This window comes from Janthinobacterium sp. GMG2 (assembly GCF_033949445.1).
GTDB classification, from domain to species: Bacteria; Pseudomonadota; Gammaproteobacteria; order Burkholderiales; family Burkholderiaceae_D; genus Janthinobacterium; species Janthinobacterium aestuarii.
Map to the genome: position 1 here is coordinate 135,962 of NZ_JAXAWA010000002.1, position 25,269 is coordinate 161,230.

A 25,269-nucleotide genomic window follows, 5' to 3' on the forward strand; every position below is an offset into this window, starting at 1 on the left:
GGCTGCTCTTTTACTTGAAGGGAAGCCCATGAAAATCGTCATCAGCCTGTTGACCCTGACCTGTTTGTGCACATCCGCGCTGGCCCAGGTGAGCAGCCTCGTCCACAAGGAAGACAAGCGCCGCTACATCGTCTACACGCCGCCGTCTTACCAAAGCGCGCCGCAGCAAGCCTTTCCCGTCGTCTTCAATTTCCATGGCGGCGGCATGAGCATGGCGGAACAAATGCTGTACACGCAAATGAACAAGACTGCCGATCGGCACCAGTTCATCGTTGTATATCCGCAAGGCATCAAGCAGGACTGGAACGTGGGCTTCGGCATGGATTACCTGGCGGGCACGGATGACGTCGGTTTCACGCAAGCCATGCTGAGCAAACTCAAGCAGGATTACCGCATCGATGACAAACGGATCTATGCGACGGGCCTGTCGCGCGGCGGTTTCTTTGCCCTGCGCCTGGCGGCCGAGCTGCCGCAGCAGTTCGCCGCCGTCGCCTCGGTGGGCGCGCCCATGCCGGAACCCGTGGTGCGGCACCATCAACAGCGCGGAAAGGTCGGCATGCTGTTGATACAGGGGACGGCTGACAAGGTCGTGCTGTACGAAGGCAAGGCCGCCGGCTACCTGTCGGCGCAGGGCACCTTTGATTACTGGCGCAAGCACAACGGCATCGATGGCGCCACGCCGCAGCCGCGCCTGATTCCTGGCCCTGCCGGCGATACGACGCAAGTAAGCTGGCTGGAGCAGGGTGGCGATGACGGCGGCGCCAGCGTTGCCTTGCTCACCGTCAAGGATGGCGGCCACACGTGGCCTGGCGCCGATGCCTTCAATATCGGGCTGCCCATCGGCAAGACCACGCGCGCCGTCGATGCGAATGACGTCATCTGGGAATTTTTCAGCAAGCACCGGCGTTAAGGTGACGGGGACGCGGTTGCCTGTGGCACACTCTTGTCATATTGAATCTTGCACAAGGAAATGATGAACAGCCACCCCGTCACCATATTCTGCCGCTCCTTGGCGCAGCTTTCCGCCATGCTCGACAAGACCGGCACCGCGCCATCGATGCTGGCGGCGCGTTTGCACCCGGACATGCTGCCATTTGCCCAGCAAGTGCGCGCGGCAGTGAGCTTTTCCCTGCGCGGCTGCTGCCCTCTGGCAGGGCTGGACGTGGCCGATTTCAGCGCCGCCGCCAGCCTGCAGGAGCAGATCGCACAGACCACGCGCTACCTCAAGGATATTCCTGCGGAACGTTTTGACGGGCCGCCCGAACGCATCTGCCGCGACCGCGCCGGCTTTGCCGACATCGCGCTGCCGGCCGGCGAATATTTGAACTTGTATATCCTGCCGAATTTCTATTTCCACTTCAGCATGGCGTATGCGATTGCCCGCAGCCAGGGAGCCAGCATCGGCAAGGGCGATTTCGATGGCTATCACGCGTATGCGCCGGGATTTTCCTTCGAGACGCCAGTCGCATCGTAAGAACTACAGTCCCGCTTCCTTCCAGGCGGAAAACCCCAGCCGTTTCAGCAGCCGTCCCGACAGTCCGCAACTCCAGCAGCTGATCTGGATTTGCCGGTGCCGTGCCGGGTTCGCATGCCAGGCTTGCTCGGCGTAATCGAGCAGGGCGTCGCTGAGCGGGGAGGCGTCGGCTGTCGCAGGCAGGCGGTTCATCAGTTCGAACACGCCGTGTGGGGCCTCCTTGACCTGCAGCAAACCGGCCAGCAGGGCGCGCAGCACGGCGCCGTCGATGGAGCCGCTCGCTTGCGTGTAGCGTTGCCGCCAGCACAGGCTGCGCGCTTGCCACAGGGCAAGCAGTGCGGGCACGTCGGCCGCCCGCAGTTGCCCGATCAGCTCGTCCGCTTCGTGAAACAGGTCGAGGCGGTCGTATTCCTCGTCGTCGCCGCACAGCAGTTCATCGAGTTCGTGCAATACGCTCATGCCACCAGGTTCGTGGGCGCGCCCCGTTCGAACGCTTCCACGTTGCCGATCAGGATGTCCGCCAGCTTTTGCATGGCTTCGCCACTGGCCCAGGCCGTGTGCGGCGTGAGGATGAAGTTGGGCAGGCGCAAATTCAACAGCGGGTTGTCGGGCAGCGGCGGCTCCTTCGATAACACGTCGAAACCGGCGCCGGCGATCACGCCGTTCGTCAATGCCTGGGCCAGCGCCGCTTCATCGACAAGGCCGCCCCGCGCCGTGTTGATCAGGAGGGACGTCGGCTGCATGCACGCCAGTTCTTGCGCGCCGATGATGTTGCGCGTCTTGTCCGTCAAAGGCAGGTGCAGGCTGAGCACGTCGGACGTGGCCAGCAGCTCGTCTAACGTCACTTGCGTCACGCCGTCCTCATCGATAGGCGAGCGGTTGTGGACTTGCACCTGCATGCCGAAGGCGCGCCCCAGCTGCGCCACGGACTTGCCCAGCGCGCCGTAGCCGAGCAAACCCAAACGGCTGCCGGCCAGGTCGCGGATCGGGTGGCCGAACAGGCAGAAGCGGTCCGATGCCTGCCACAGGCCCGCTTCCACGTCGGCGCGGTAGGCAAGCAGCTGGCGGCGCAGGGCCAGCATCAGGGCCAAGGTGTGTTCGGGTACGGTGGCGCGCGCATAGTCGCGGATATTCGCCACGACGATGCCCCGCTCGCGGCAGGCGGCCAGGTCGACAATATCCGTGCCGGTGGCGGCCACGGCGATCATCTGGAGCTTGGGCAGCTGCGCCAGCTCGGCCGCGCGCAGCGGCACTTTGTTCGTGATGGCGATGGTGGCGCCTTGCAGGCGGGACACCGTCTGTTCGCTGCCCCTGGTGTGCGCATGTTCTTCCCAGCTGTGCGCGAAGGCGGGTGGGCGCACGGTGGCGATCAGGCTGTCGCGGTCGAGAAAGACGATGCGGTGGGGCGATGTGCTTGCTGCGGTCATGGCTGGGCCTCGGTCAGGGTGGCGCGCGGGCTCGGGCTGGCGTTCTTGCCCTTGAGCTGCGTGGCCGGGTGGTTGGTAAACATGTCGGCGACCCATTCGACAAACACGCGCACCTTGGCGGACAGATGGCGGTTGGGCGGGTAGATCACGTGGATGGGCAGCGGGTCGGATTCCCATTCACTGAGCAATTCCACCATTTTGCCCTGTTCTATCAGCGGCGCAAGCATGAAATGCGTCATTTGCACGATGCCCAGGCCCGCCAGGCCCGCGGCCGAGTAGGCATTCGAATCGTTCAGGGCGATATGGCTGGGCATGGCGATCTGGATGCGTTCGCCGGCGCGCGTGAAATCCCAGTCAAACGTTTTGCCCGTCTTGGCGGAGAAAAAATTCACGCCGCGGTGCCGGGGCAAGTCGTTCGGATGCAGCGGCGTGCCGTGGTGCGCCAGGTAGCCGGGCGAGGCGCATGTCATGAAGTGCAGCACGCCGACCCGGCGCGCGATCAGGTTCAGGTCGCCCAGTTCGCCGCCGCGCACGGCGCAGTCGACGCCTTCTTCGATCAGGTCGACGGGACGGTCGCTGCAACCGAGTTCCAGCGAAATGTCCGGGTAGCGGGCAAAAAAATCGGGCAGGGCAGGGATGATCAGTTCGCTCGCCAGGGCCGTGGGCGCATCCACGCGCAGTCGTCCGCTGGGACTCAATCGCGTGCGCGACAGCGATTCTTCGGCCTCGCGCACGTCGGACAGGATGCGCACGCAGCGTTCGTAATAGGCGGCCCCGTCGGACGTGATGCTGACGTGGCGCGTGGTGCGGTTGAGCAACTTGACCGACAGGCTCGCTTCCAGCGACTGGATCAGGGTTGACACGGTGGCTTTCGGCAGCTGCATGTTTTCCGCCGCGCGCGTAAAGCCGCCCGCATCGACGACTTGGATGAAAACTTCCATTGCTTGCAGCTTGTTCACTTGAATTCCTGTCACTTTATCCGTGATTATTCAGAATCCTGAACAATCAATTCGTCATTGCACTCTTTATCAGATTGTAGATCAAGTCTATAGTTGTTGTACTGCAGCATAAATGTGATGCCGCAGGCAGTACAACAGGAGAAACATCATGGCTTATCGGAATGGAATCTTTGCAGTGCTCGCTCTCGCTATGAGCTCGCTCGCTCTGGCCGCGATGGTATCGACGGATGCGTATTCACTGGCGGCGCAAAGCGAAGCCAGTGCTTACAGCGCCCTGACCCATGAAGTGGGCGGCATCGCCCTGTTGTGCCTGAACGACACGGTACTCGATGCTGCGGTGCAGCCGGTGGTGGCGCAATGAGCGTTGCCGGCACCGTGGCTGAACTGGCTCCTGGCCAGGCGCTGAAGATACGCGATATCCAGGTGCAGGGCGCGCAGGATGCGCTCGCCGCGCGCGTCTACACGGCCGGCGTGCCGGGCGCCAAGCAGTCGAGCCTGATCGTCTTCTTCCATGGCGGCGGCTTTGTCGACGGCGACCTGGACGACGCGGACGACTTCCTGCGCTGCCTCGTGCTGAGCAATCCCGACCACGTGGTGCTGGCCGCGAACTATACGTTGGCGAAGGTGCGGCCATTCCCCGCCGCCGTGGAAGACGCGCACGCCGTGCTGCTGTGGGCAAAAAAGAACAAGTCCAAGCTGGGCTGGACGGGCAAGCAGATGGTGGTGTCGGGCATCGAAGCGGGCGCCAATCTGGCTGCCGTGTGCGCCATGATGTCGCGCGACCGGGGCGGACCGCCCCTCGCGGGCCAGGTGCTGATCATGCCGATGCTCGACCCCGGCCTGTCGACCTGTTCGATGCGCAACTTGCCGACGTGCCCAGATCTGGCGGAAGTGGCTGATCAATGCGCCGCCGCCTACCGTGGCTACCTGCCGAATGCCGCTGACCGTACCCATCCGTATGCGTCGCCATTGCAGTCGAGCCGCCTGAAGAACCTGCCGCCGGCGCTTATCCTGTCCGGCGAAGACGACCCATTGCGCGACGAGGCTGAACAATACGGCAGCAAGCTGATCGCCTGCGGCATCAAGACCACGGTGCGGCGCATGCCCGCCGCGCCGCTGCAGGATGCGGGCGCGCGTAATGAGTGCGCTTGCAAGGTACATGCCTTGAACGAGATTGCCAGCTTTGTCGCTGGACTGGGGCAGGAGCCCGAGTCATGACGCCGCCATCTGCGGCACCGCAAAAAAACTTACACTAATCAGTTTACTTTTTGAGTTTCGGTTGTTACACTACGGAGTGTAGTTCCCATCTTGCCTGAGTTGTGCGCTCGCACAGCCAGCTTTGTCGTCCCCGTCCGCTTTTAAATAGCTGGCGGCCTGTTTACCTTTGATCGAGCGCCGTCGGGCGCCATGGCACCACTATTCACTTTTTCAGTTGGGTTGCTTCCTGCCGCCCATACCATTAGAAATTTTCATAAAACAGGGAAATAAAATGAAAAACGTTCAACAATTTTCCACTCTGCTGAAGCCCCTGGCTGCCTCGCTCGCGCTGGCGGGACTGGTGGCCGTGAGCCTGGCCGGCTGCGATTCGGCCAATAGCAAGGTGCCCGACGCGCCAGCGGCCGGCGGCCCGCCCATCTCGGCCGCCGCCGTCGTTGAAAAACAGATCACGGAAACGCAGGAATTCTCGGGCCGCCTGGAAGCGATCGAGCGCGTGGAAATCCGCTCGAGAGTCGGCGGTTTCATCACGGCCGTCAATTTCAAACCGGGCAGCGAAGTGAAAAAGGGCGATGTGCTGTTCGTCATCGATCCGCGCCCATTCCAGGCCGAAGTGTCGCGCGCCGAAGGCACTGCCGCCTCGGCCCGCGCCAAGGCGGAACTGGCCAAGCTGGAATTGTCGCGCGCTGAAAAGCTGCTGGCTGAAAAAGCCATCGCCCAGCGCGAATTCGATGAAAAGGCGTCGGGCCTGAAAGAGCTGGACGCGAATGTCCGTTCGGCGCAAGCCGCGTATGAAGCGGCGAAACTGAACCTGTCGTACACGCAGGTGCAGGCGCCGATCAGCGGCCGCGTCAGCAAGGCGGAAATCACCGTCGGCAACCTGATCGACGCTTCCGCCATCCTCACCTCGGTGGTGTCGACGGACCGCATCTACGCCAGCTTCGACGGCGATGAAGATACCTACCTGCGCGTGGCCGGCACGGCGCAAAAGGGCACGCCCGTCACCGTCAAGGTAGGCCTGGCCAACGAAACGGGCTTCCCGCATGAAGGCAAGCTGGAATTCGTCGACAACCAGCTCGATCCGGCCACGGGCAGCGTGCGCATGCGCGCCACCTTCGCCAACGCCGAGCGCCAGCTGGTGCCTGGCCTGTTCGCGCGCATCCAGCTCGACGGCGGCAACGGCCCGCAGGCGCAAAGCACGGCGCTGTTGATCAGCGACCGCGCCGTCGGCACGGATCAAAGCCGCAAATACGTCTACGTGGTGGGCGCCGACAACAAGGCCGAATACCGCGCCGTCAAGCTGGGCCCGACTTCGGACGGCTTGCGCGTGGTGCGCGAAGGCTTGAAGGCGGGCGAGAAAATCGTCGTCAACGGCTTGCAGCGCGTGCGCCCCGGCGCCCCGGTGACGCCGCAGATGGTGGCCATGGATTTCGATCCGACCGCGCCTGCCGCTCCTGCAAAACCTGAAGCAAAAGATGCCAAGATCGCCGCGAAAGCAGCATCGACTTCCAAGGAATAAACATGAACTTTTCCCGCTTTTTCATCGACAAGCCGATTTTCGCGGCGGTGCTGTCGATCGTCATATTCGTGGCCGGGCTGCTGTCGATTTTCGGCCTGCCCATCTCCGAATATCCCGACGTCGTGCCGCCATCCGTGGTGGTGCGCGCGCAGTACCCGGGCGCCAACCCGAAAGTGATCGCCGAAACCGTGGCCGCGCCGCTCGAAGAGCAGATCAACGGCGTCGAGAACATGCTCTACATGTCCTCGCAAAACACGTCCGATGGCGCGATGATGCTGACCGTGACCTTCAAGATCGGCACCAACGTCGAGCAGGCCGAAACGCAGGTGCAGAACCGCGTGCAGCGCGCCTTGCCGCGCCTGCCCGAGGAAGTGCGCCAGATCGGCGTGACGACCGTCAAGTCCTCGCCCAACCTGACCATGGTGGTGCATCTGGTCTCGCCGAACAAGCGCTATGACGATATGTATTTGCGTAACTACGCGGTGCTGAACGTCAAGGATCAACTGGCCCGTTTGCCCGGCATGGGCGACATCCAGATCTTCGGCGCCGGCGACTACGCCATGCGCATCTGGCTCGACCCGCAAAAGGTGGCGGCGCGCGGCATGACGGCCAATGACGTCGTCGACGCGATCCGCGAGCAGAACGTGCAGGTGGCCGCCGGTGTGATCGGCGCCTCGCCAGCGAAGAACTCGGACTTCCAGCTGACCGTCAACACCCAGGGCCGTCTGCAGACGCCCGAGGAATTCGGCGCCATCATCGTGCGCACGAATGCCGATGGCGCCGTGACGCACCTGAAGGACGTGGCGCGCGTGGAAATGGGCGCCAACAGCTACTCGCTGCGTTCGCTGCTGAACAATAATCCGGCCGTCGGCATGGGTATTTTCGAAGCGCCGAACGCCAACGCGCTGCAACTGTCTTCCGACGTGCGCTCCAAGATGGACGAACTGAAAAAAGACTTCCCGCAAGGCGTGGAATACCGGATCGAATACGACCCGACGCAGTTCGTGCGTTCGTCCATCGAAGCCGTGATCCATACCCTGCTCGAAGCGATTGCCCTGGTGGTGCTGGTGGTGATCATCTTCCTGCAAACCTGGCGCGCATCGATCATTCCGCTGCTGGCCGTTCCCGTCTCCATCGTCGGCACCTTTGCCGTGATGCTGGGCTTTGGCTTCTCGATCAACACGCTGTCGCTGTTCGGCCTCGTGCTGGCCATCGGTATCGTCGTCGATGACGCCATCGTGGTAGTGGAAAACGTCGAGCGCAATATCGAGGAAGGCTTGTCGCCGCGCGACGCCACCATCCAGGCCATGAAAGAGGTCAGCGGTCCTATCGTCGCCATCGCCCTCGTGCTGTGCGCCGTGTTCGTGCCGATCGCCTTCGTGCCTGGTCTGTCGGGCGAGTTCTACCGCCAGTTCGCGCTGACCATCGCCATTTCGACCGTGATCTCCGCTTTCAGCTCGCTGACCCTGGCGCCAGCCCTGTCGGCCGCGCTGCTCAAACCGCACGATGCTCCGAAAGACGCGCTGACGCGCGGCATGGACATGGTCTTCGGCCGCTTCTTCGCCTGGTTCAACCGCTTCTTCGGCCGCGCTTCGCACCGCTATGAAGCTGGCGTAAAAGGCGTGTTGGGCCGCAAGAGCGCTTCGCTGGGTGTGTATGCGCTGCTGGTCGTTGCCGCCATCTTCACCTTCAAGTCTGTGCCGGCCGGCTTCGTGCCAGCGCAGGACAAGCAATACCTGGTGGGCTTTGCGCAATTGCCTGACGCCGCGTCGCTGGACCGCACCGAAGATGTCGTGCGCCGCATGTCCGACGTCATCAAGTCGGTGCCTGGCGTCGAATCGACCATCGCCTTCCCCGGCCTGTCGATCAACGATTTCACCAATGCGCCGAACGCCGGTATCGTCTTCGCCACCCTGAAACCGTTCGACGAGCGTACCAGCAAGGAATTGTCGGGCGGCGCCATCGCGGCCGAGATCAACAAGCGTCTGGGCGGTATCCAGGACGCCTTCATCATGGTCTTCCCGCCACCGCCGGTCAACGGCCTCGGCACCATCGGCGGCTTCAAGATGATGATCGAAGACCGCGGCAACCTCGGTTACGACGCGCTGTACAACGCCACCCAGGCGCTGGCCGCGAAAGCGTACCAGACGCCGGAACTGGCGGGCGTGTTCTCGGGCTACCAGATCAACGTGCCGCAGCTGTTCGCCGACGTCGACCGCGTGAAAGCCAAGCAGATGGGCGTGCAGCTGCAAACGATTTACCAGACCTTGCAGATCAACCTCGGTTCGCTGTACGTGAATGACTTCAACCAGTTTGGCCGTACCTACCAGGTGCGCGTGCAGGCCGATGCGGCGTTCCGTTCGCATGCGCAGGATATCGCGCAGCTGAAGGTACGCAACGACAAGGGCGAGATGATCCCGCTGTCGTCGCTGATGCGCGTCAAGGACAGCTATGGCCCGGACCGCGTGCAGCGCTACAACGCGTATGCCGCAGCCGACTTCAATGGTGGCGCAGCCCCTGGCGTATCGAGCGGCCAGGCGCAAGCCGCGCTGGAACGCATCGCCAAGGAAGTGCTGCCGCAGGGGATTTCGTATGAATGGACGGAGCTGACCTACCAGGACATCTTGTCCGGCAATACGATGATCTATGTGTTCCCGCTGTGCGTGCTGCTGGTGTTCCTGGTCCTGGCCGCCCAGTACGAAAGCTGGACATTGCCGCTGGCCGTGATCCTGATCGTGCCGATGTCGATCCTTTGCGCACTGTTGGGCGTGAAACTGACCGGCGGCGACAACAACGTGTTTACCCAGATCGCCCTGTTCGTGCTGGTGGGGCTGGCGTCGAAGAATGCGATTCTGATCGTGGAATTTGCCCGCGAACTGGAAGAGCATGGCCGTACCGTCGTGCAAGCGGCGCTGGAAGCGTGCCGTCTGCGTCTGCGTCCGATCCTGATGACGTCGATCGCCTTCATCATGGGTGTGGTGCCCCTGGTGTTCTCGAACGGCGCCGGTTCGGAAATGCGCCATGCCATGGGTGTGGCGGTCTTCGCCGGCATGCTGGGCGTGACCTTCTTCGGCCTGTTCCTGACGCCTGTGTTCTATGTATTGCTGCGCACCCTGGCGCAGCGTTTTGAGAAAAAACCAGCCGTCGCTGCCGCCAAGCCTGTCGCCGCGCCAGCGCTGGACCTGGAAGGAGATATATATTGAAAACCAAGGAAATCATCTGGCGCGTCAAGCCCGTGCTGACCGCCATGGCCGCCGCAGTCCTGCTGGCCGCCTGCGCGGCGCCCGAGTTCAAGCAGCCGCAGATCGAGACGCCGGCCGCGTTCAAGGAAGCGCAAACCTTGCCGGCCGTGCAGACGGCGGCCGACGGCACGCGCTGGAAGCAGGGCGTACCCGCCGAGCGCCAGGCGCGCGGCGAGTGGTGGCTGGCTTTCAATGATCCGGCTTTGACCAGCTTGATCAACGAAGCGACGCAAGCGAATGCCAACCTGGCCATCGCCGCCGCCCGCGTCAAGCAGGCGAGGGCGATTGCTGGCATCGCCGAAGCGGACCGCATCCCGCAAGTGGGCGTGAACGTGGGCGGCCAGCGCAACCGTGCTTCCGCCGTGTCGCTCGGCTTGCCGAACGGCGCGCCGGTGGCGGCCACGAATGTCTACCAGGCCAACCTGACGGCCAGCTACGAAGTCGACTTGTTCGGCCGCGTGGCGTCCAACGTCAGCGCCTCGCGCAGCGATGCGCTGGCCGTGGAAGCGACTTACCGCTCGGTGCTGCTGTCCTTGCAGGCCGACGTGGCGCAAACGTACTTCCAGCTGCGCGCCACGGACGCCGAACTGGCGACCCTGGAACAGACGGTGCGCCTGCGCGAAGAAAGCGTGCATGTGAACCAGCGCCGCTACGACCTGGGCGACATCGGCGAATTCGACCTGTCGCGTGCCCGCACGGAGCTGTCGACCGTGCGCGCCGAAGCCATCGGCCTGCAGCGCCAGCGCGCCACCAGCGAACATGCGCTGGCCGTCCTGCTGGGTAAACCTGCCGCCAGTTTCACGGCGACCGTCAACCCGCTGCAGGATAGCGGCTTCCTGCCCGTGATCCCGGCCGGCATGCCGTCCTCCCTGCTGGAGCGCCGTCCCGACATCGCGTCGGCGCAGCGCACCATGGAAGCGTCGAATGCACGCATCGGCGTGGCGAAATCGGCCATGTTCCCGGCCTTGACCCTGAACGCCTCCGGCGGCGGCGCGTCCGATACCTTCTCGGACATCTTCAAGTGGAGCAGCCGCTCCTGGCTGCTGGGCGCCCTGATGTCGATGCCGATCATCGACGGTGGCCGCAACAAGGCGGCGGTGAGCCGCAGCGAAGCGCAGCTGGAAGAGTCGGTGGCGACGTATCGCCAGAGCGTGCTGGTGGCCTTCGCCGAGGTGGAAGACAACCTGGCCGGCCTGCGCATCCTGTCGGGCCAGACGCAGCAGATCGACGAAGCCGTTGTCTCGGCGCGCCGCTCGGCCGACCTGGCGCAAAAACTGTACGACGCTGGCCGTTCCAGTTACCTGGACCTGCTCGACGCGCAGCGCAACCTGGCGGCCATCGAGCGCAACGCCGTGCAATTGCGCGGCAACCGCGCCGTCACCACGGTGGCGCTGATCCGCTCCCTGGGCGGCGGCTGGGGCGAGACGGAGCCGCAAGTGGCTGCCAACTAGTTTCCTGCCCGCGGCGATAAGCCAGTCGAAAACGGCGTCGTGCTTTGCACGGCGCCGTTTTTTTATGGCTTGCGCAGGCCGGCTTGGCACGCAGCGCGGTAGGTCGGCTTAGCGCATCGCGCGTAAGCCGACACCACCCGCGTCCTCAATCAAGGCCAGACCAAAAAAATAAATTGAATCCAATCCCCGACCCACCACGTAAATACTCCTGCAATCATGCAAACGCCGTCATTCAGGAGATACCATCATGCGCACCTTCGTTCCCGCAGCACTGTTCATTACTTCCATGCTGGCCGCCAGCGCCACGTTTGCCGCCGACATGACGACCATGGTCGGTGGCCAGAGCATGTATCCGTCCAAGGACATCGTCGACAACGCCGTCAATTCGGCCGACCACACGACGCTGGTCGCCGCCGTCAAGGCGGCCGGCCTGGTCGATACCCTGAAAGGCAAGGGCCCATTCACCGTGTTCGCGCCGACGAATGCGGCCTTCGGCAAGCTGCCGGCCGGTACCGTCGAGACCCTGGTGAAACCGGAAAACAAGGCGACCCTGACGAAAATCCTCACCTATCACGTGGTGCCCGGCAAATACGACTTCAAGGCGCTGGCCAAGGAAATCAAGATGCACGACGGTAAAGCCACCTTGCCCACGGCCAGCGGCGGCAAGCTGATGTTCGCCATGAACGGCATGCACAACATCGTGGTGATGGACGAGGGCGGCAACAGCGCCAGCATCAGCACCTACGACGTGTACCAGTCGAATGGCGTGATCAATGTGATCGACTCGGTGCTGATGCCTAAATAAGCGGGCGAAAAACGGACGAAAAAAAAGACAGGGAAAACCCTGTCTTTTTCATTCGTGCCGCCGTGATTACTTGGCTGGCGCTGCTGGCGTTGCCGGTACCGCTGGTTCCGCAGGTGCTGCCTTGTCGGCTGGCGCGGCTTTCTTCGCCTTGTGATGCTTGGCTTTCTTGTGCGCCGCTGGCTTGACGGCGGCTGCCGGCGCTTCGGCCTTGACTGCTGGCGTGGCTGCGACTGCTGGCGTCGCTGGCGTGGCGGCAGGAGCGGCTGGCGCCTGGGCGAAAGCAGCGGTGGCGAACAGGCTGGCGATCAGGGTGGCGATAACTTTTTTCATGATGAAATCCTTGGTATGTGTGGTCAGTAAAGAGTGTCGGAATTACTTGGCTGCTGCTGGTGCCGCTTCGGCGGTGGCCGATGCCAGCTTTTCGTCAGCCTTGGCCTTGGTTTTCTTGGCCTTGTGATGTGCCTTGACTTTCGTGGTAGCCGCTTCCGCTTTGGCGCTGGCCACTTCCGTTTTTGCGGCGACGACTGCTTTCGCTTCTTTGGCATCCGCTTTGACGACGGCTTGCGCTTCCTTGGCGTCCGCTTTCACGACAGCCTTGGTATGGGCCGCTTCCACTTTGGCAGGAACCGAGGCTGCAGGAGCGGCTGCAGGTGCTGCCGGGGTTTGGGCGAAGGCTGCGGTTGCGAACAGGCCGGCGATCAGGGTAGCAATTACTTTTTTCATGGTGCAGTCCTCAGTGGTGGTTTGTCTGGTATGTCTGTTGGTGCCGGGATGATTCCCGTGTCACTGAGCATAAAACGCGCCCGGGATCGCTGCCGTTGACGGTCATTACAAACGCTTACATCTGCGTGGCACCCGCCTTCAGGATGGCCTTCAGGATGGCCTTCAGGATGTCTTCCGAACGGCGCTGTCCATAGGGCTTGCCATACGCGCCGGACGCGATGCTGACCACCATGCGGCGCGCAGGTATCACGTAGATCTTGTTGCCGCCATTGCCCGAGGCGAAATGCACGGCGATCTTTTGGCCTCCGATGTCCTGCGTCTTCGCGTACCAGAAATAGCCGTAGCTGTCGGCATAGCGGTCGCCGGCGCCGATGGCCACGCGCGGCGCCAGCGCTGCGTGCAGCCAGGCCGTATCGATCACCCTCTTGCCGTCAACTATGCCGTCGTCGAGCACCATCTGGCCGATTTTTGCCGTGTCGCGTGCGCGCAGCGACAGATTGCCCTGGCCCTTCGGATGGTTGGCCACGTCGCGGCCCCAGCGCCAGCGCGTGATGCCCAGCGGCGCGAACAGCGCCTTGGCGGCGACATCTTCCAGGCCGGCGCCGCTGGCGCTTTCCACCACTCTGCCCGCGATATACGCGCCCAGCGAGTTGTAGCGGTACGTGCTGCCCGGCGCCGTTGCAGACGGCACGCCGCGCACGAAGGCGGCAGGGTCGGGCGCCGCATCGAGCTTATCTTCATTGCCTGGCGACTGCTCGTCTTCATCGAAGGCGGCCAGGCCCGAACGCATGGTCAGCAGGTCGTCGATGAGCACCTTGCCTGCCGGGCTGCCAGCCACTTCATGCCAGTAATCTCCCACCGTCTTTGTCGTCGCCAGCTGGCCGCGCGCCACGGCCGCACCCACCAGCAGTGCGGTGATGCTCTTGCCGGCCGAGCGGATGTCGTGCAGGGTGTCGGCCGTCTCGCCGTTGTAATAGCGTTCGGCGACGATGGCGCCATTGCGCAGCACGACGACGGCGTGCAAGTCGCCATGGCTGTCATGGTCCTGGGCGAGCAGGACTTGCTCGAGGGTGGTGGGGGCGTTTTGCGCATTGGCGGCGCAAGGCAGGGACAGGGCGGTAATCAGCAGCAGGTGGCGCATGGAATAGGCTTCGCGGCGATGGTTGGAGTGCCAGTGTCCACCATCTGCGCCGCTTTGTCGCGCGCAAGCTGCTTTGTTCGCTGAAGTTTGCATGAAGGCGCGCCATGCAAAAAGGACAGCCGAAGCTGTCCCTGGGAATGCGGGCGAAGTGGCCACGCAAGCGCAGACCCGGCGGATGCGCTTGCGTGGCGTCGTTCGCGCTTACTTCGCTGGCGCTGCCGGTGCTGCCGGAACGGTTTCCGCCGCTTTCGCCGCATCCGCTTTTACTTTGGCTTTGTTCGCCTTGTGATGGGCCTTGGCCTTGGTGGCTTTGGCGTCGGCCTTGGCGCTGGCCACGTCTGCTTTTGCATCGGCGACGACGGCCGCTTCTTTTGCATCGGCTTTCACGACGGCCTTGGTTTCCTTGGTTTCAGCCTTGACCACGGCTTTCGTGTGGGCAGCTTCCGCCTTGGCTGCAGCCGATGCTGCCGGAGCCGCAGGGGTTTGAGCGAAGGCTGCGGTAGCGAACAGGCCGGCGATGAGGGTGGCGATAACTTTTTTCATTGTATTTTCCTGGCGAGTGATAAGCGATTGTGTGGGGAATTACTTGGCTGCTGCTGGTGCCGCTACTGGTGCTGCTTCGGCGGTGGCCGATGCCAGCTTTTCATCAGCCTTGGCCTTGGTTTTCTTGGCCTTGTGGTGTGCCTTGGCTTTCGTGGTAGCCGCTTCCGCTTTGGCGCTGGCCACGTCCGTTTTTGCAGCGACGACTGCTTTCGCTTCTTTGGCATCCGCTTTGACGACGGCTTGCGCTTCCTTGGCCTCCGCTTTCACGACAGCCTTGGTGTGGGCCGCTTCCACCTTGGCAGGAACCGAGGCTGCAGGAGCGGCTGCAGGTGCTGCCGGGGTTTGGGCGAAGGCTGCGGTTGCGAACAGGCCGGCGATCAGGGTAGCGCTCAGGTTGAAAATGCGTTTTTTCATGGTGCAGTCCTCAGTGGTGGTTTGTCTGGTATGTCTGTTGGTGCAGGGATGATTCCCGTGTCACTGAGCATAAAACGCGGCCCGGAAGGTTACCGTTGACCTTGTTTACACTTTCTTACAATCGGCTGATTTAAACGACGTTAATTGAAGAAGGCGGCGTAAAAATGCAAAAAGACAGCCGAAGCTGTCTTTTTGCATGGCGCATGAAACGCGCTGTATGGATTATTTGGCTGCTGCCGCGGTCGCTTCAGTTTTGGCTTCGTCAGCCTTGGCCTTGGCTTTTTTCGCTTTGTGATGGGCTTTTTCCTTGGTGACTTTGGCGTCGGCCTTGGCGCTGGCAACATCGGCTTTCGCATCGGCGACGACGGCCGCTTCCTTGGCATCGGCTTTGACTACGGCCTTGGTTTCCTTGGCTTCCGCTTTTGCCACTTCCTTGGTGTGCTTGGCTTCGGCCTTGGCAGGCGCGGCTGGCGTTTGAGCAAAGGCTGCGGTAGCGAACAAGCCGGCGATCAGAGTAGCGGTCAAGTTGAAAATGCGTTTTTTCATGGTGCAGTTCCTCAAGAAGTGGGGTTGTAGTTCAGGAGATCAGTCCCCTGTCACTGAGGCAAAAACGCGCCGTGCGGCAATACCGTTGACACGTTTTTTTCTAATTACAAACACTTACATTTGCGGCGCAGGCACTCTGTTAGCTGGCGTACCGCGCCATGACCTGCAGCGGACTAGACTCGAAGCCATCATCACCGCATGGGGCCGCCATGAAAGCCGCCTTGAAAACGTATCAAGCCAAACGCAATTTCGCCGTCACGCCCGAGCCTGCAGGAGGCGACGAGGCTGCAAACGACGTGCTCACCTTCGTCATCCAGAAGCACTGGGCCAGCCGTTTGCACTATGACTTTCGGCTGGAACTCGACGGCACGATGAAAAGCTGGGCCGTGCCGAAAGGCCCCAGCTATGACCCGCGCGACAAACGCATGGCCGTGCAGGTGGAAGACCATCCGATTGCGTATGCCAGCTTTGAAGGCACGATCCCCGAGAAACAATATGGCGCGGGCAAGGTCATCATCTGGGATAAAGGGACGTGGCAGCCCCAGCCAGCCACACCCGATGCGCGCAAGGCGCTGGCGGCCGGCGAACTGAAATTCACCTTGCATGGCCACAAGATGCATGGCAAGTGGGTGCTGGTGCGCATGAAAGGCCGGGGAGACAAACGCAGCGAAAAGCAGCCTGCCTGGCTGCTGATCAAGGAAAAAGACGACTATGCGCGGCCGGCACAGGAATTTTCTGTCGTGGACGAGTTCCCCGACAGCGTCAGGAACAAGGCCATGCCCAAGCGCAAGGTGGCTGCCGAGCCGCCAACTGCCGAGTTGCCCGCCACCCTGTCGCCCCACCTGGCCACCCTCGTCGATGCACCGCCGCCGGATGCGCAAGACTGGATTTTCGAGGTGAAATTCGACGGCTACCGCATCCTCGCGCGTTGCGATGGCGATCATATTGCGTTAATCACGCGCAATGGCAATGACTGGACAGCAAAACTGCCGAAGTTGCGGCGATCGCTGGAACAGTTGAGCTTGCCGCCAGGCTGGTATGACGGCGAAATCGTCGTCAACGACAGCAGCGGGCACCCGGATTTTGGCGCCTTGCAGCGCGCGTTCGACGCGGAAACGACCAGCGAGATCGTGTATTACCTGTTCGACGTGCCGTACTTCGATGGCCACGATCTGCGGGGCCAGCCCGTCGAGGCGCGCAGGGCGCTGCTGCAAGGGCTGCTGCAGAGCTTGCCCGCGTCGCCCCTGGTGCGCTTCAGCGACGCGCTCGATGCCGCCCCGCAGCGGCTGCTGGACCACGCCTGCCGCCTGGGACTGGAAGGGGTGATCGGCAAGCGGCGCGGCGCGCCCTATGTCACGCGCCGCTCGGGCGACTGGATCAAGCTCAAATGCGGCTTGCGCCAGGAATTCGTCATCGGCGGCTATACGGCGCCGCAGGGCGCGCGCGAAGGGATCGGTTCGCTGTTGCTGGGCGTGCATGATGAGCAGGGCAAGCTGCGCTATGCAGGCAATGTGGGCAGCGGCTTTGACGATGCCAGCCTGCGCGACTTGCGGCGCCGGCTCGATGCGCTGGCTATCGAGGCGAGTCCGTTTGAAGGCAAGGCGGGCGGCGTGCGCCAGCCCATCTGGGTCCGGCCGCAATTGGTGGCCGAAGTGAGTTTTGCGCAATGGACCAGTGGCGGCGCCGTGCGCCATGCCGTGTTTCACGGCTTGCGTGAAGATAAAAAGCCGGCCGCCATCGTGCGCGAGCGGGCGCGGCGAATCGAGAAGGAGAAGACAATGGAGAGCAAATCCATGCCGGACTGTGCCTTACCGGCCAGTTTCAAGGTCAGTCATGCGGATCGCGTGATCGACAGCGACAGCGGCGCCAGGAAGATCGACCTGGTGTGCTATTACGCGCTGGTGGGCAAGCTGATGCTTGCACACCTGCGCGGGCGCCCCGTGTCGCTCGTGCGTGCACCCGCTGGCGTCGGAGGCGAGCTATTTTTTCAGAAACATGTTGACACTTCGACAATGCCGGGCATCAAACAGCTCGATGCACGGCTGGACCCGGAACACCCGCCCATGCTGGAAGTGGCCAGCTTGCAAGGGCTGTTGTCCGCGGCGCAGTGGAATGTGGTGGAATTTCACACGCAAAACGCGCTGGCCAGCGCCTACGACACGCCGAACCGCCTGGTGTTCGACCTGGACCCGGGCAAGGGCGTGGCCTGGCCCGCCATTCGCGAAGCGGCCATGCTGCTGCGCGCCTTCTTGACGGAACTGGGCTTGCCCGCCTGGCTGAAAACCAGCGGCGGCAAGGGCTTGCACGTGGTCGTGCCGATCCGGCCCAAGCACGACTGGGACACGGTAAAAGCGTTTTCGCAAGCCATCGTGGCGCACATGGCGCGGCACATCCCGGAGCGGTTTGTCGTCAAGAGCGGTCCCGCAAATCGCGTCGGCAAGATTTTCATCGATTATTTGCGCAACGGCCGGGGCGCCACCACCGTGTGCGCGTGGTCGGCCCGCACGCGCTCGGGGCTGGGCATTTCCGTGCCGCTGGCCTGGGAGGAACTCGACGAGCTGGAGGCGGGCGACCAGTGGAACGTGGGCAATGTGCACAGCCGTCTCGGCGTGGGCAATACCCCGTGGGACGGCTATGCGCGCAGCGCGAAAGGCCTCGACGCGGCCATGAAAAAGCTGGCTTTTACGCCTCCGGCTTGAGCGGCACGGTGGCGCGCGCCAGTTGCAGGGCTTCCTCGATGGCAGCGTTGAGCTGGGGAATCTCGACGGGTTTGGTCAGGTAGCGGAAAAAGCCCGAGGCCAGGCCATGCCGGATGTCGCCCTTCATGGCGTTGGCCGTCAGGGCGATGACGGGGATGTGCGCCGTGCGCGCATCGTTGCGCAGGATGCGCTGCGCCTGGTTGCCATTCATGCCGGGCAGATTGATATCCATCAGGATGACGTCGGGATGGCGTTCCAGCGCCAGCGCGATGCCCTGGCGCGCGTCGGTGGCCGAGATCATGCGCAGGTGGGGCAGGAAGCTGACGATGTCTTCCACCAGGCGCAGGCTGGCCGGATTGTCTTCCACGTACAGCAGCAGCGCCTGGCCGCCGTCATCGTCCCCGCTGTCGCCGGCGGGCTCGGGCAGATATTCCGTGTCCGGCTGCCGGCTGGCGGGCGGCGCGGCCGTGGTGCCCAGTTCGATCCAGAATACGCTGCCCACGCCAATGCAGCTGTGCACGCCCATGTTGCCGCCCATCAGTTCGACCAGGCGCTTGGTGACGACCAGGCCGATACCCGTGCCTTCCTCGCTGCCCGCCTCCTGTCCCAGGCGGTTAAACGGCTGGAACAGTTCCGCCACCTGCGCCTCGTCCAGGCCCTTGCCCGTGTCGCGGATGGCGATGCGCACGTGCTGCGCATCGGGCTGCGAAATTTCCAGCTCCACCTTGCCGTCCGGGCGGTTGTACTTGATGGCGTTCGACAGCAGATTCAGCAGTACTTGCTTGAGGCGCGTATGGTCGGCCCGGACCGTGAGCGGCTCGCAGGCCGGAAAAACCAGGTGGATATGACGCTGCTGCGCCTGCTCTTCCACCATCACGCGCACTTCCTCGATCAGCGCGGGCAGCGTCACCGCTTCCATCGACAGGCTCAGGCTGCCCGATTCGATCTTTGCCAGATCGAGGATTTCATTGATCAGGGTGAGCAGGTGGCGCCCCGAGGTGACGATGTTCTGCACGAAGGCGCGCTTTTGCGGCACGGTGGCGGGCAAGGATTCGTTGGCCAGCAGCTGGGCAAAGCCGAGGATGGCGTTCAGCGGCGTGCGCAGTTCATGCGACATGCTGGTGAGAAAGCGATCCTTCGCCTGGCTGGCCCGCTCGAGTTCTATTTTCTGTTCGTTGAGCGTGCGCTCGATGCGCTTGCGCTCGGTGATGTCGCGGATGGCCGACGAGACCAGCACGCCTTCGTCCGTTTCCAGCGGCGACAGGCTGATTTCGACGGGAAACTCGGTGCCATCGCGGCGCAGGCCGTACAGCTCCAGGCCCGCGCCCATGGAGCGGGCGCGCGGCGCCGTGGAAAACGACTGGCGGTGGCGCGGGTGATCGTGTGCATAGCGAGCCGGAATCAGTACTTCCACGTTGCGCCCCAGCAGCTCCGCGCGCGAGTAGCCGAACAGGCGTTCCGTCTGCGAATTGACGAGCACGATTTCGCCATCGCCGTTGACGATGACGATGGCGTCCGGCGCCGATTCGAGCAAGCCGCGGAACTTCTGCTCGGCACGGCGGCGGTCGCTGACGTCGCGGATGGCGCTGATGACGAAGGTGCCGATCTCCGTCTGGATCGGTGACAGGCTGATTTCGACGGGGAACTCGATGTTGTCCTTGCGCAAGCCCAGCAATTCCAGGTCGGCGCCCATGGTGCGCGTGCGCGGCTGGTCGAAATAGCGCGAGCGGTGCGCCACGTGCGAATGGCGCAGGCGTTGCGGTAGCAGGCTATCGATTTGCCTGCCGTTCAATTCGCCTTCCGCGTAGCCGAACAGGCGTTGCGCCTGCTGGTTGGCCAGCACGATGGCGCCCGTGGCATTGACCATGATGACGCTGTCCGGCGTCGATTCGAACAGCACGCGGTAGCGCACGTCGACGAACTGGGCGTCGCGCGCCGCCTTCAGCAAGGTCGTGTCCTTCATGGTGGAAATCAGGTAGCGGGGGGCGTCCACCCCGGCCTGTGCGGTCTGGCACGCGACATCGACGTAGATGAGCTCGCCATCCTTGCGCCGCCGCAGCGATTCGCGGTCGTAGCTGCCGTGCACGGTCAACTGCTCGTTGATCAGCGGGGATGCTTCCGCCTGTCCGGGCAAGGAAATCAGTTCCCACAGCGTGCGGCCCAGCGCTTCGTCGCTGGCATAGCCGAAAATGCGCTGCGCCCCGGCCGTCCAGCGCACGACGGCATGCTCTTCGTTCGTGATGACAACGCCGCCAGGGGCGCCGTTGAGGATAAGCTGATCTAACTCGGCATCCATTTTTTCCCGCACGCATGACAGGGCTTGCCGGGTGGCAGGCCTGTGCATAACGTAGCGAGAAGCTTGATCAAAGTCAATGCATTTATATTATTGAAGAGTCTCCCGGGCTGTATGGGTGGTTCAGGCCGCCTTACGCCTCGATGGTGCCGGTTTGCGGGCAGTGGACGAGGCCGCGCGCTTGCGGGCCGGTGCGGCGGGCGCTTTCTTGCCCAGGCTTTGCTGCAGCAGGGCGACCAGGTCGATGACGTTGCTGCCTTGCTCTTCTTCCGGCTCGGGCGCGGGCGGCGTGATGGTCTTGGTCTGTCTGGCCTTGATTTTCTTCTTCACCAGCGCCAGCACGTCTTCGCGGTAGCTGTCGTGGTATTGCCGGGGTTCCCACTGCTCGCTCATGCCTTCGACCAGCGACAGGGCCATTTTGAGTTCCTTGTCGGAAATACCTGCCGCCCTCATGGTGTTGGGCGGCAAGTCCAGGTCATCCGTGGGGCGGATTTCATCGGCGTAGCGCAGGGTGTTGAGCACGATGGTGTCGCCCACGCACACGAGCGCGCACAAATGCTGCTTGGTGCGCATGACCACGCTGGCGATGGCTACCTTGTTGGCCTTGCGCAAGGTTTCGCGCAGTAGCGCATAGACTTTCTCGCCGCCCTTGGCGGGCAGCAAATAATACGGGTGTTCGTAAAAGGTCAGCGGTACCTCGGCCGCATCGACAAAGGTGTCTATGTCGATGGTTTGCGTGGCCTTCACATTGGCTTGCCGTAAATCTTCCTCGGACAGCACCACGTACTCATCCGTCTTGTATTCATAGCCCTTGATGATGTCGTCCCACTCGACTTCCTTGCCCGTCTTCTTGTTGTAGCGCTTGTAGCCGATGGGGGCGAAGTCGCGCCGGTCCAGCATGGACAAGTCCAGTTCATGGTCGAGACTGGCGGAAATCAGCTCGACGGGGATGTGCACGAGGCCGAAACTGATGGCGCCTTTCCACAGTGCGCGCGCCATCGCTTATTCCCCCACGCTGCCGGTGATGGGCAGGACGATGCCGCTGATGTAGCTGGAACAGGCGGGCGAGGCCAGGAAGACGTAGGCGGGCGACAGTTCTTCCGGCTGGGCCGGGCGGCGCATGTCCGTGTCCTGGCCGAATTTCTGGATGTCCTCGGGCGACTTGTCGGCCGGATTGAGCGGCGTCCAGACGGGGCCGGGCGCGATGGCGTTGACGCGGATGCCCTTGTCGAGCAAGTTGCCTGCCAGCGCCATGGTAAACGCATGGATGGCGCCCTTGGTGGTGGAATAGTCGAGCAAGTGCTTCGAGCCTTGCAAGCCCGTCACCGAGCCCGTGTTGATGATGGACGCGCCCCGCTGCAAATGGGGCAGCACGGCCTTGGCCATGTGAAAGTAACCGTAGACATTGGTTTTCATGGTGAGGTCGAAGCGTTCCTCGCTCAGGTCGAGCAGCGACTCGGCATGTTCCTGGAAGGCGGCGTTGTTCACCAGCACGTCGATATGCGTGAACTTGGCCAACACCTGGCTGACTGCCTCCTGGCAAAAGCCCTGGTCGCGCACGTCGCCGGGAATCAGGAGGCAGCTCTGGCCTTCCGCTTCCACGTAGCGCTTCGTTTCGTGGGCATCCGCGTGTTCGTTCAGGTAAATGATGGCCACGTCGGCACCTTCGCGCGCATACAGCACGGCCACGGCGCGGCCGATGCCCGAATCGCCGCCCGTGATGACGGCCACCATGCCGGCCAGCTTGCCGCTGCCGCAGTAATCGGGCGCCAGGAAGCGCGGTTGCAACTGCATCTCGCCTTCCATGCCAGGCTTGTCCAGGTGCTGGGCGGGCAGGGGAGGGACGGGCTGGCTGCGGTGGCCCGTCTGCACGGGCGGCTTGCTTTCCTGGCCGGATTTGGCGGCATCGTGCTGCTGATCGTGCTGATCCTGATCCTGTTGGATGCTGCGCTGCAAATTGCCGGCGGACTGGTCCTTGTTCTCGTTCATGCTGGCCTCCTTGTAAACGAAGGTCCAGTATCGGCGCGGCACCCGCATCAAACGGTGCGCTCGCTAACAGAGTGGCGAAAACGGGTGTAAAGTTATATGATGATTGACATAAATGTGGGAGGGTAGCATGAAAGTAAGCAGGGAACAGGCGGCGCTGAACCGCGAGCGCATCGTGGAGGTGGCGGCCAGATTGTTCCGCGAAAAGGGTTATGACGGCATCGGCGTGGCCGACCTGATGAAGAACGCGGGCCTCACGCATGGTGGCTTCTACGGCCATTTCGCGTCCAAGGAAGACTTGATGATCGAGGCGTGCCAGCATGCCCTGGAGAAATCGCTGGAAGGCTGGCGGGCGAAGGCCGCCAGCGACCCGGAGCGGGCGCTGCCGGCGATTATCGACAATTACCTGACCACCCGGCACCGCGACCAGCCCGGCGGCGGCTGCCCGGCGGCCGCCATGGGCGTCGATGCGGCGCGCATGTCGCCCGGCGCGCGTCCCGTGTTTACGAAGGCGACGCAGCAGCAGTTCGCGCTGCTGGAAGGCTTGCTGCCCGACGGCGCACCGGAAGAGCGGCGCCAGCAGGCGATCGCCACGTTCGCCGCCATGGTGGGCGCCATGGTGCTGGCGCGCTGCGTCGATGACGAGGTGTTATCGGCGGAAATCCTCGACGCCGTGAAGGCGCAATTGCTGCAAGAGTAAGCACGTCCCCCTGTCAGCCGGCCTCGTCGCATGATAGGCTTCGGTTTTCAGATTTTGGGATCATCCATGCTGCTCTGGCTCAGGCAATACCGGCGTCCTCTGTTGGCCGGAGACATCACTGCCGGTATCGTCGTCGCCATGATGATGGTGCCGCAAGGCATGGCTTACGCGCTGGTGGCGGGTTTGCCGCCCGTGGTGGGCATCTACGCCAGCATCCTGCCGCCCGTGCTGTACGCCTTGTTCGGCAGCAGCATGACGCAATCGGTGGGCCCGATGGCCATCGTTTCCCTGATGACGGCCGCCGCCCTGGCGCCGCTGGCCGATCCCGGCTCCTCCCTGTATATCGTGCTGGCCGCCCAGCTGGCCTTGATCAGCGGACTTGTCCTGCTGCTGTGCGGCGTGCTGCGCCTGGGCTTCATGGCCAGTTTCCTGTCGCGCCCCGTGATCAGCGGCTTCAGCAATGGCGCCGCGATCCTGATCATCTGGGGGCAGATTACGCCGCTCCTGGGCGCCACCTGGCCCCACTGGCACACGCCCAGCCTCGTGCTCGGGCTGTCCGGCCTGCTGTTCCTGTGGCTGGCCAAGCGCTATCTGTCGCGCTTGTTGCAGCGCTGCGGCCTGAACAAGGTGGCGGCCGACGTGGGCGCGCGCCTGGCGCCGATGGCGCTGGTGCTGGCCGGCATCGCGCTCGTCGCCTATGGCGGCCTGGAAGCGATGGGCGTGCAGACGACGGGCCACGTGCCCAGCGGCTTGCCGGGCCTGAACCTGGCCACCTCAAGCGCCCATTGGCGCACCCTGCTGTCGCCGGCGCTGCTGATCGCCTTCATCATCTTTTTGATGAGCATGTCCGCCGCCCAGACCCTGGCGCAAAAGCGCGGTGAAAAGCTGCACACCAACCGTGAACTGCTGGGCCTGGGCGCGGCCAACGTGGCCAGCGCGCTGTCGGGCGGCTTCCCCGTCACAGGCTCGATTTCGCGCTCGGCCGTCAATTTCCAGGCGGGCGCCAACACACCGCTGGCCAGCATCATCACGGCGGGATTGCTGGCGCTGGCGCTGGTGGCGCCCACAGGCTGGCTGGCCCTGCTGCCGCTGCCCGTGCTGGCGGCCACCATCATCTTTGCCGTCAGCAGCCTGCTGGACTGGGATACCTTGAAACTGTCGTGGCGCTACGACCGCAGCGATGCGCTGGCCCTGCTGGCGACGACGGCCGGCGTGCTGGTGCTGGGTGTGGAAGCGGGCGTGGTGATTGGCGTGCTGCTGTCGATGGGTACCCTGATCTGGCGCGCCAGCCGCCCGCACATTGCCGTGCTGGGCCGTATCCCGAATAGCGAGCACTTCCGCAACGTGGAGCGCTATGAAGCGCAAACCCTGCCGGACGTCTTGCTGCTGCGCATCGATGCGGGCCTGTTCTTCGGCAATGTGGAAGCCGTCACGGAGCGCGTGGAAGACGAGTTGCGGAGCCACCCGACGGCGCGCCACCTGGTGCTGGTGCTGTCGGCAGTCAACCAGATCGACAGCACGGCCTTGCTGGGCTTGATCGAACTCAACAGCGCGCTGGCCAAGCGCGGCATCAGCCTGAACCTGGCCGAAGTGAAGGGCCCCGTGATGGACCGCCTGCGCCAGAGCAGCCTGTTAAAGGACCTCAGCGGCAAGCTGTATCTGAGCACGGCCCTGGCCATGGATGACCTGAGCGGGGAAAAAGCATGACGATGGAACTGAATCTGCATGGCGAGCCGCGTGTGGTCGATAGCATCCCTATGCTGGAACAGGCGCTGCTGGACGCGCGCACGCTGGCCCAGTGCGAGCTGTGGCTGACCATGGCCGAAGATGCCGAGCAGGGCCCGGCCCTGTGCATGTTGCGTAATGGCGGCAATGCCTGGCTGATGTATCTGTCGGGACAGGACGACCTGAGTTTTCACTCCTTGGGAGACGAAGAGGAAACGGGTGAATGCAGCTATCTGCTGGCCAATGGCCAGGTGGATGTGTATCCGGAAGCATGGTGCGTGGATGTGGATTTATGCCAGCGCGCCTTCGTCGCGTTTTTCAAGACGGGCGGCGCGCGACCGGCTGGCATTGCGTGGGAAGCGGATTGAAATGCTAACCCGCTGGACCTGGACGACGAGCAAGTGCGC

At 63.1% G+C, this 25,269-nt stretch carries 24 protein-coding genes; 12 read left to right on the forward strand and 12 right to left on the reverse strand.

The window, feature by feature from the left end:
- The first annotated feature begins 28 nt into the window (after positions 1 to 28).
- Positions 29 to 910: an alpha/beta hydrolase family esterase gene (locus tag SKZ59_RS06625; RefSeq protein WP_319991156.1), complete on the forward strand. Its 882-nt coding sequence runs from the start codon at positions 29 to 31 to the stop codon at positions 908 to 910.
- A 60-nt stretch (positions 911 to 970) separates the two neighbouring features.
- The gene (locus SKZ59_RS06630) at positions 971 to 1,474 is read left to right on the forward strand and encodes a DUF1993 domain-containing protein (RefSeq protein ID WP_319991157.1); all 504 of its coding nucleotides are present in this window, start codon (positions 971 to 973) and stop codon (positions 1,472 to 1,474) included.
- Positions 1,475 to 1,477: 3 nt separating this feature from the next.
- On the opposite strand, the gene SKZ59_RS06635 is transcribed toward SKZ59_RS06630, so the two are convergent.
- Genes SKZ59_RS06635 through SKZ59_RS06645 form a run of 3 tightly spaced genes read right to left on the reverse strand, consistent with a single transcriptional unit; the run spans position 1,478 to position 3,860 of the window.
- Complete coding sequence (locus SKZ59_RS06635) at positions 1,478 to 1,933, reverse strand: hypothetical protein (RefSeq protein ID WP_319991158.1); 456 nt, start codon at positions 1,931 to 1,933, stop codon at positions 1,478 to 1,480.
- Positions 1,930 to 2,901, reverse strand: a complete 972-nt coding sequence (locus SKZ59_RS06640) for a D-2-hydroxyacid dehydrogenase (RefSeq protein WP_319991159.1) — start codon at positions 2,899 to 2,901, stop codon at positions 1,930 to 1,932. Before SKZ59_RS06640 ends, SKZ59_RS06635 begins: the two co-directional genes overlap by 4 nt.
- The gene (locus tag SKZ59_RS06645) at positions 2,898 to 3,860 is read right to left on the reverse strand and encodes a LysR family transcriptional regulator (protein WP_034751962.1); all 963 of its coding nucleotides are present in this window, start codon (positions 3,858 to 3,860) and stop codon (positions 2,898 to 2,900) included. Before SKZ59_RS06645 ends, SKZ59_RS06640 begins: the two co-directional genes overlap by 4 nt.
- Positions 3,861 to 4,050: 190 nt before the next feature.
- Between SKZ59_RS06645 and SKZ59_RS06650 the strand changes: the two genes are divergently transcribed.
- The 6 genes from SKZ59_RS06650 to SKZ59_RS06675 all read left to right on the forward strand — a co-directional run bounded on the left by SKZ59_RS06650 (position 4,051) and on the right by SKZ59_RS06675 (position 12,092).
- A complete protein-coding gene (locus SKZ59_RS06650) occupies positions 4,051 to 4,221 on the forward strand; it encodes a hypothetical protein (RefSeq protein WP_157808778.1) in 171 nt (56 codons plus the stop codon).
- Positions 4,218 to 5,078 (forward strand): alpha/beta hydrolase, encoded by an 861-nt coding sequence (locus SKZ59_RS06655; protein ID WP_034751961.1) that lies wholly within the window; start codon positions 4,218 to 4,220, stop codon positions 5,076 to 5,078. Before SKZ59_RS06650 ends, SKZ59_RS06655 begins: the two co-directional genes overlap by 4 nt.
- Before the next feature lie 271 nt (positions 5,079 to 5,349).
- Entirely contained in the window at positions 5,350 to 6,594 is a 1,245-nt protein-coding gene (locus SKZ59_RS06660; protein WP_128142663.1) for an efflux RND transporter periplasmic adaptor subunit, read from the forward strand.
- 2 nt (positions 6,595 to 6,596) lie between these two features.
- Complete coding sequence (locus SKZ59_RS06665) at positions 6,597 to 9,797, forward strand: efflux RND transporter permease subunit (RefSeq protein ID WP_319991160.1); 3,201 nt, start codon at positions 6,597 to 6,599, stop codon at positions 9,795 to 9,797.
- Between the two features lie 44 nt (positions 9,798 to 9,841).
- The gene (locus SKZ59_RS06670; protein ID WP_072454085.1) at positions 9,842 to 11,287 is read left to right on the forward strand and encodes an efflux transporter outer membrane subunit; all 1,446 of its coding nucleotides are present in this window, start codon (positions 9,842 to 9,844) and stop codon (positions 11,285 to 11,287) included.
- 247 nt (positions 11,288 to 11,534) lie between these two features.
- The gene (locus tag SKZ59_RS06675) at positions 11,535 to 12,092 is read left to right on the forward strand and encodes a fasciclin domain-containing protein (RefSeq protein ID WP_413774533.1); all 558 of its coding nucleotides are present in this window, start codon (positions 11,535 to 11,537) and stop codon (positions 12,090 to 12,092) included.
- Positions 12,093 to 12,158: 66 nt separating this feature from the next.
- Here SKZ59_RS06675 and SKZ59_RS06680 read toward each other — a convergent pair whose 3' ends face one another.
- The 6 genes from SKZ59_RS06680 to SKZ59_RS06705 all read right to left on the reverse strand — a co-directional run bounded on the left by SKZ59_RS06680 (position 12,159) and on the right by SKZ59_RS06705 (position 15,459).
- Entirely contained in the window at positions 12,159 to 12,422 is a 264-nt protein-coding gene (locus SKZ59_RS06680) for a hypothetical protein (protein ID WP_034751956.1), read from the reverse strand.
- Between the two features lie 42 nt (positions 12,423 to 12,464).
- Positions 12,465 to 12,815 (reverse strand): hypothetical protein, encoded by a 351-nt coding sequence (locus SKZ59_RS06685; protein ID WP_319991161.1) that lies wholly within the window; start codon positions 12,813 to 12,815, stop codon positions 12,465 to 12,467.
- A 115-nt stretch (positions 12,816 to 12,930) separates the two neighbouring features.
- Positions 12,931 to 13,956 (reverse strand): serine hydrolase, encoded by a 1,026-nt coding sequence (locus SKZ59_RS06690; RefSeq protein WP_319991162.1) that lies wholly within the window; start codon positions 13,954 to 13,956, stop codon positions 12,931 to 12,933.
- A 201-nt stretch (positions 13,957 to 14,157) separates the two neighbouring features.
- Entirely contained in the window at positions 14,158 to 14,499 is a 342-nt protein-coding gene (locus SKZ59_RS06695; protein ID WP_319991163.1) for a hypothetical protein, read from the reverse strand.
- 39 nt (positions 14,500 to 14,538) lie between these two features.
- On the reverse strand, positions 14,539 to 14,913 hold the full coding sequence (locus SKZ59_RS06700) for a hypothetical protein (protein WP_319991164.1): 375 nt from the start codon (positions 14,911 to 14,913) through the stop codon (positions 14,539 to 14,541).
- A 222-nt stretch (positions 14,914 to 15,135) separates the two neighbouring features.
- A complete protein-coding gene (locus SKZ59_RS06705; RefSeq protein WP_072453071.1) occupies positions 15,136 to 15,459 on the reverse strand; it encodes a hypothetical protein in 324 nt (107 codons plus the stop codon).
- Between the two features lie 209 nt (positions 15,460 to 15,668).
- On the opposite strand from SKZ59_RS06705, the gene ligD reads away from it, so the two are divergent.
- The gene (ligD, locus tag SKZ59_RS06710) at positions 15,669 to 18,158 is read left to right on the forward strand and encodes a DNA ligase D (RefSeq protein ID WP_319991165.1); all 2,490 of its coding nucleotides are present in this window, start codon (positions 15,669 to 15,671) and stop codon (positions 18,156 to 18,158) included.
- Here ligD and SKZ59_RS06715 read toward each other — a convergent pair.
- The 3 genes from SKZ59_RS06715 to SKZ59_RS06725 form a co-directional block, all read right to left on the reverse strand.
- The gene (locus SKZ59_RS06715; RefSeq protein ID WP_319991166.1) at positions 18,142 to 20,454 is read right to left on the reverse strand and encodes a PAS domain S-box protein; all 2,313 of its coding nucleotides are present in this window, start codon (positions 20,452 to 20,454) and stop codon (positions 18,142 to 18,144) included. The two genes, ligD and SKZ59_RS06715, sit on opposite strands and share 17 nt — an antisense overlap.
- Positions 20,455 to 20,574: 120 nt before the next feature.
- Positions 20,575 to 21,450 (reverse strand): Ku protein, encoded by an 876-nt coding sequence (locus SKZ59_RS06720; RefSeq protein WP_072453080.1) that lies wholly within the window; start codon positions 21,448 to 21,450, stop codon positions 20,575 to 20,577.
- Positions 21,451 to 21,453: 3 nt separating this feature from the next.
- A complete protein-coding gene (locus SKZ59_RS06725) occupies positions 21,454 to 22,440 on the reverse strand; it encodes an SDR family oxidoreductase (protein WP_319991167.1) in 987 nt (328 codons plus the stop codon).
- A 127-nt stretch (positions 22,441 to 22,567) separates the two neighbouring features.
- Here SKZ59_RS06725 and SKZ59_RS06730 point away from each other — a divergent pair, with 127 nt between their 5' ends.
- The 3 genes from SKZ59_RS06730 (at position 22,568) to SKZ59_RS06740 (ending at position 25,230) form a co-directional block, all read left to right on the forward strand.
- A complete protein-coding gene (locus tag SKZ59_RS06730; protein ID WP_034751992.1) occupies positions 22,568 to 23,137 on the forward strand; it encodes a TetR/AcrR family transcriptional regulator in 570 nt (189 codons plus the stop codon).
- A 66-nt stretch (positions 23,138 to 23,203) separates the two neighbouring features.
- On the forward strand, positions 23,204 to 24,844 hold the full coding sequence (locus SKZ59_RS06735) for a sulfate permease (RefSeq protein ID WP_319991168.1): 1,641 nt from the start codon (positions 23,204 to 23,206) through the stop codon (positions 24,842 to 24,844).
- On the forward strand, positions 24,841 to 25,230 hold the full coding sequence (locus SKZ59_RS06740; RefSeq protein ID WP_319991169.1) for an Imm1 family immunity protein: 390 nt from the start codon (positions 24,841 to 24,843) through the stop codon (positions 25,228 to 25,230). The genes SKZ59_RS06735 and SKZ59_RS06740 overlap by 4 nt, the downstream gene beginning before the upstream one ends.
- Positions 25,231 to 25,269: the final 39 nt, after the last annotated feature.

Coding starts and splice junctions, on each gene's coding strand:
- SKZ59_RS06640 (WP_319991159.1), bottom strand. CDS start 2,901: ATGACCGCAGCAAGCACATCGCCCCACCGCATCGTCTTTCTCGACCGC.
- SKZ59_RS06670 (WP_072454085.1), top strand. CDS start 9,842: ATGGCCGCCGCAGTCCTGCTGGCCGCCTGCGCGGCGCCCGAGTTCAAG.
- SKZ59_RS06740 (WP_319991169.1), top strand. CDS start 24,841: ATGACGATGGAACTGAATCTGCATGGCGAGCCGCGTGTGGTCGATAGC.
- SKZ59_RS06665 (WP_319991160.1), top strand. CDS start 6,597: ATGAACTTTTCCCGCTTTTTCATCGACAAGCCGATTTTCGCGGCGGTG.
- SKZ59_RS06650 (WP_157808778.1), top strand. CDS start 4,051: ATGAGCTCGCTCGCTCTGGCCGCGATGGTATCGACGGATGCGTATTCA.
- SKZ59_RS06635 (WP_319991158.1), bottom strand. CDS start 1,933: ATGAGCGTATTGCACGAACTCGATGAACTGCTGTGCGGCGACGACGAG.
- SKZ59_RS06625 (WP_319991156.1), top strand. CDS start 29: ATGAAAATCGTCATCAGCCTGTTGACCCTGACCTGTTTGTGCACATCC.
- SKZ59_RS06720 (WP_072453080.1), bottom strand. CDS start 21,450: ATGGCGCGCGCACTGTGGAAAGGCGCCATCAGTTTCGGCCTCGTGCAC.
- SKZ59_RS06660 (WP_128142663.1), top strand. CDS start 5,350: ATGAAAAACGTTCAACAATTTTCCACTCTGCTGAAGCCCCTGGCTGCC.
- SKZ59_RS06735 (WP_319991168.1), top strand. CDS start 23,204: ATGCTGCTCTGGCTCAGGCAATACCGGCGTCCTCTGTTGGCCGGAGAC.
- SKZ59_RS06730 (WP_034751992.1), top strand. CDS start 22,568: ATGAAAGTAAGCAGGGAACAGGCGGCGCTGAACCGCGAGCGCATCGTG.
- SKZ59_RS06725 (WP_319991167.1), bottom strand. CDS start 22,440: ATGAACGAGAACAAGGACCAGTCCGCCGGCAATTTGCAGCGCAGCATC.
- SKZ59_RS06690 (WP_319991162.1), bottom strand. CDS start 13,956: ATGCGCCACCTGCTGCTGATTACCGCCCTGTCCCTGCCTTGCGCCGCC.
- ligD (WP_319991165.1), top strand. CDS start 15,669: ATGAAAGCCGCCTTGAAAACGTATCAAGCCAAACGCAATTTCGCCGTC.
- SKZ59_RS06680 (WP_034751956.1), bottom strand. CDS start 12,422: ATGAAAAAAGTTATCGCCACCCTGATCGCCAGCCTGTTCGCCACCGCT.
- SKZ59_RS06695 (WP_319991163.1), bottom strand. CDS start 14,499: ATGAAAAAAGTTATCGCCACCCTCATCGCCGGCCTGTTCGCTACCGCA.
- SKZ59_RS06705 (WP_072453071.1), bottom strand. CDS start 15,459: ATGAAAAAACGCATTTTCAACTTGACCGCTACTCTGATCGCCGGCTTG.
- SKZ59_RS06685 (WP_319991161.1), bottom strand. CDS start 12,815: ATGAAAAAAGTAATTGCTACCCTGATCGCCGGCCTGTTCGCAACCGCA.
- SKZ59_RS06630 (WP_319991157.1), top strand. CDS start 971: ATGATGAACAGCCACCCCGTCACCATATTCTGCCGCTCCTTGGCGCAG.
- SKZ59_RS06700 (WP_319991164.1), bottom strand. CDS start 14,913: ATGAAAAAACGCATTTTCAACCTGAGCGCTACCCTGATCGCCGGCCTG.
- SKZ59_RS06655 (WP_034751961.1), top strand. CDS start 4,218: ATGAGCGTTGCCGGCACCGTGGCTGAACTGGCTCCTGGCCAGGCGCTG.
- SKZ59_RS06715 (WP_319991166.1), bottom strand. CDS start 20,454: ATGGATGCCGAGTTAGATCAGCTTATCCTCAACGGCGCCCCTGGCGGC.
- SKZ59_RS06675 (WP_413774533.1), top strand. CDS start 11,535: ATGCGCACCTTCGTTCCCGCAGCACTGTTCATTACTTCCATGCTGGCC.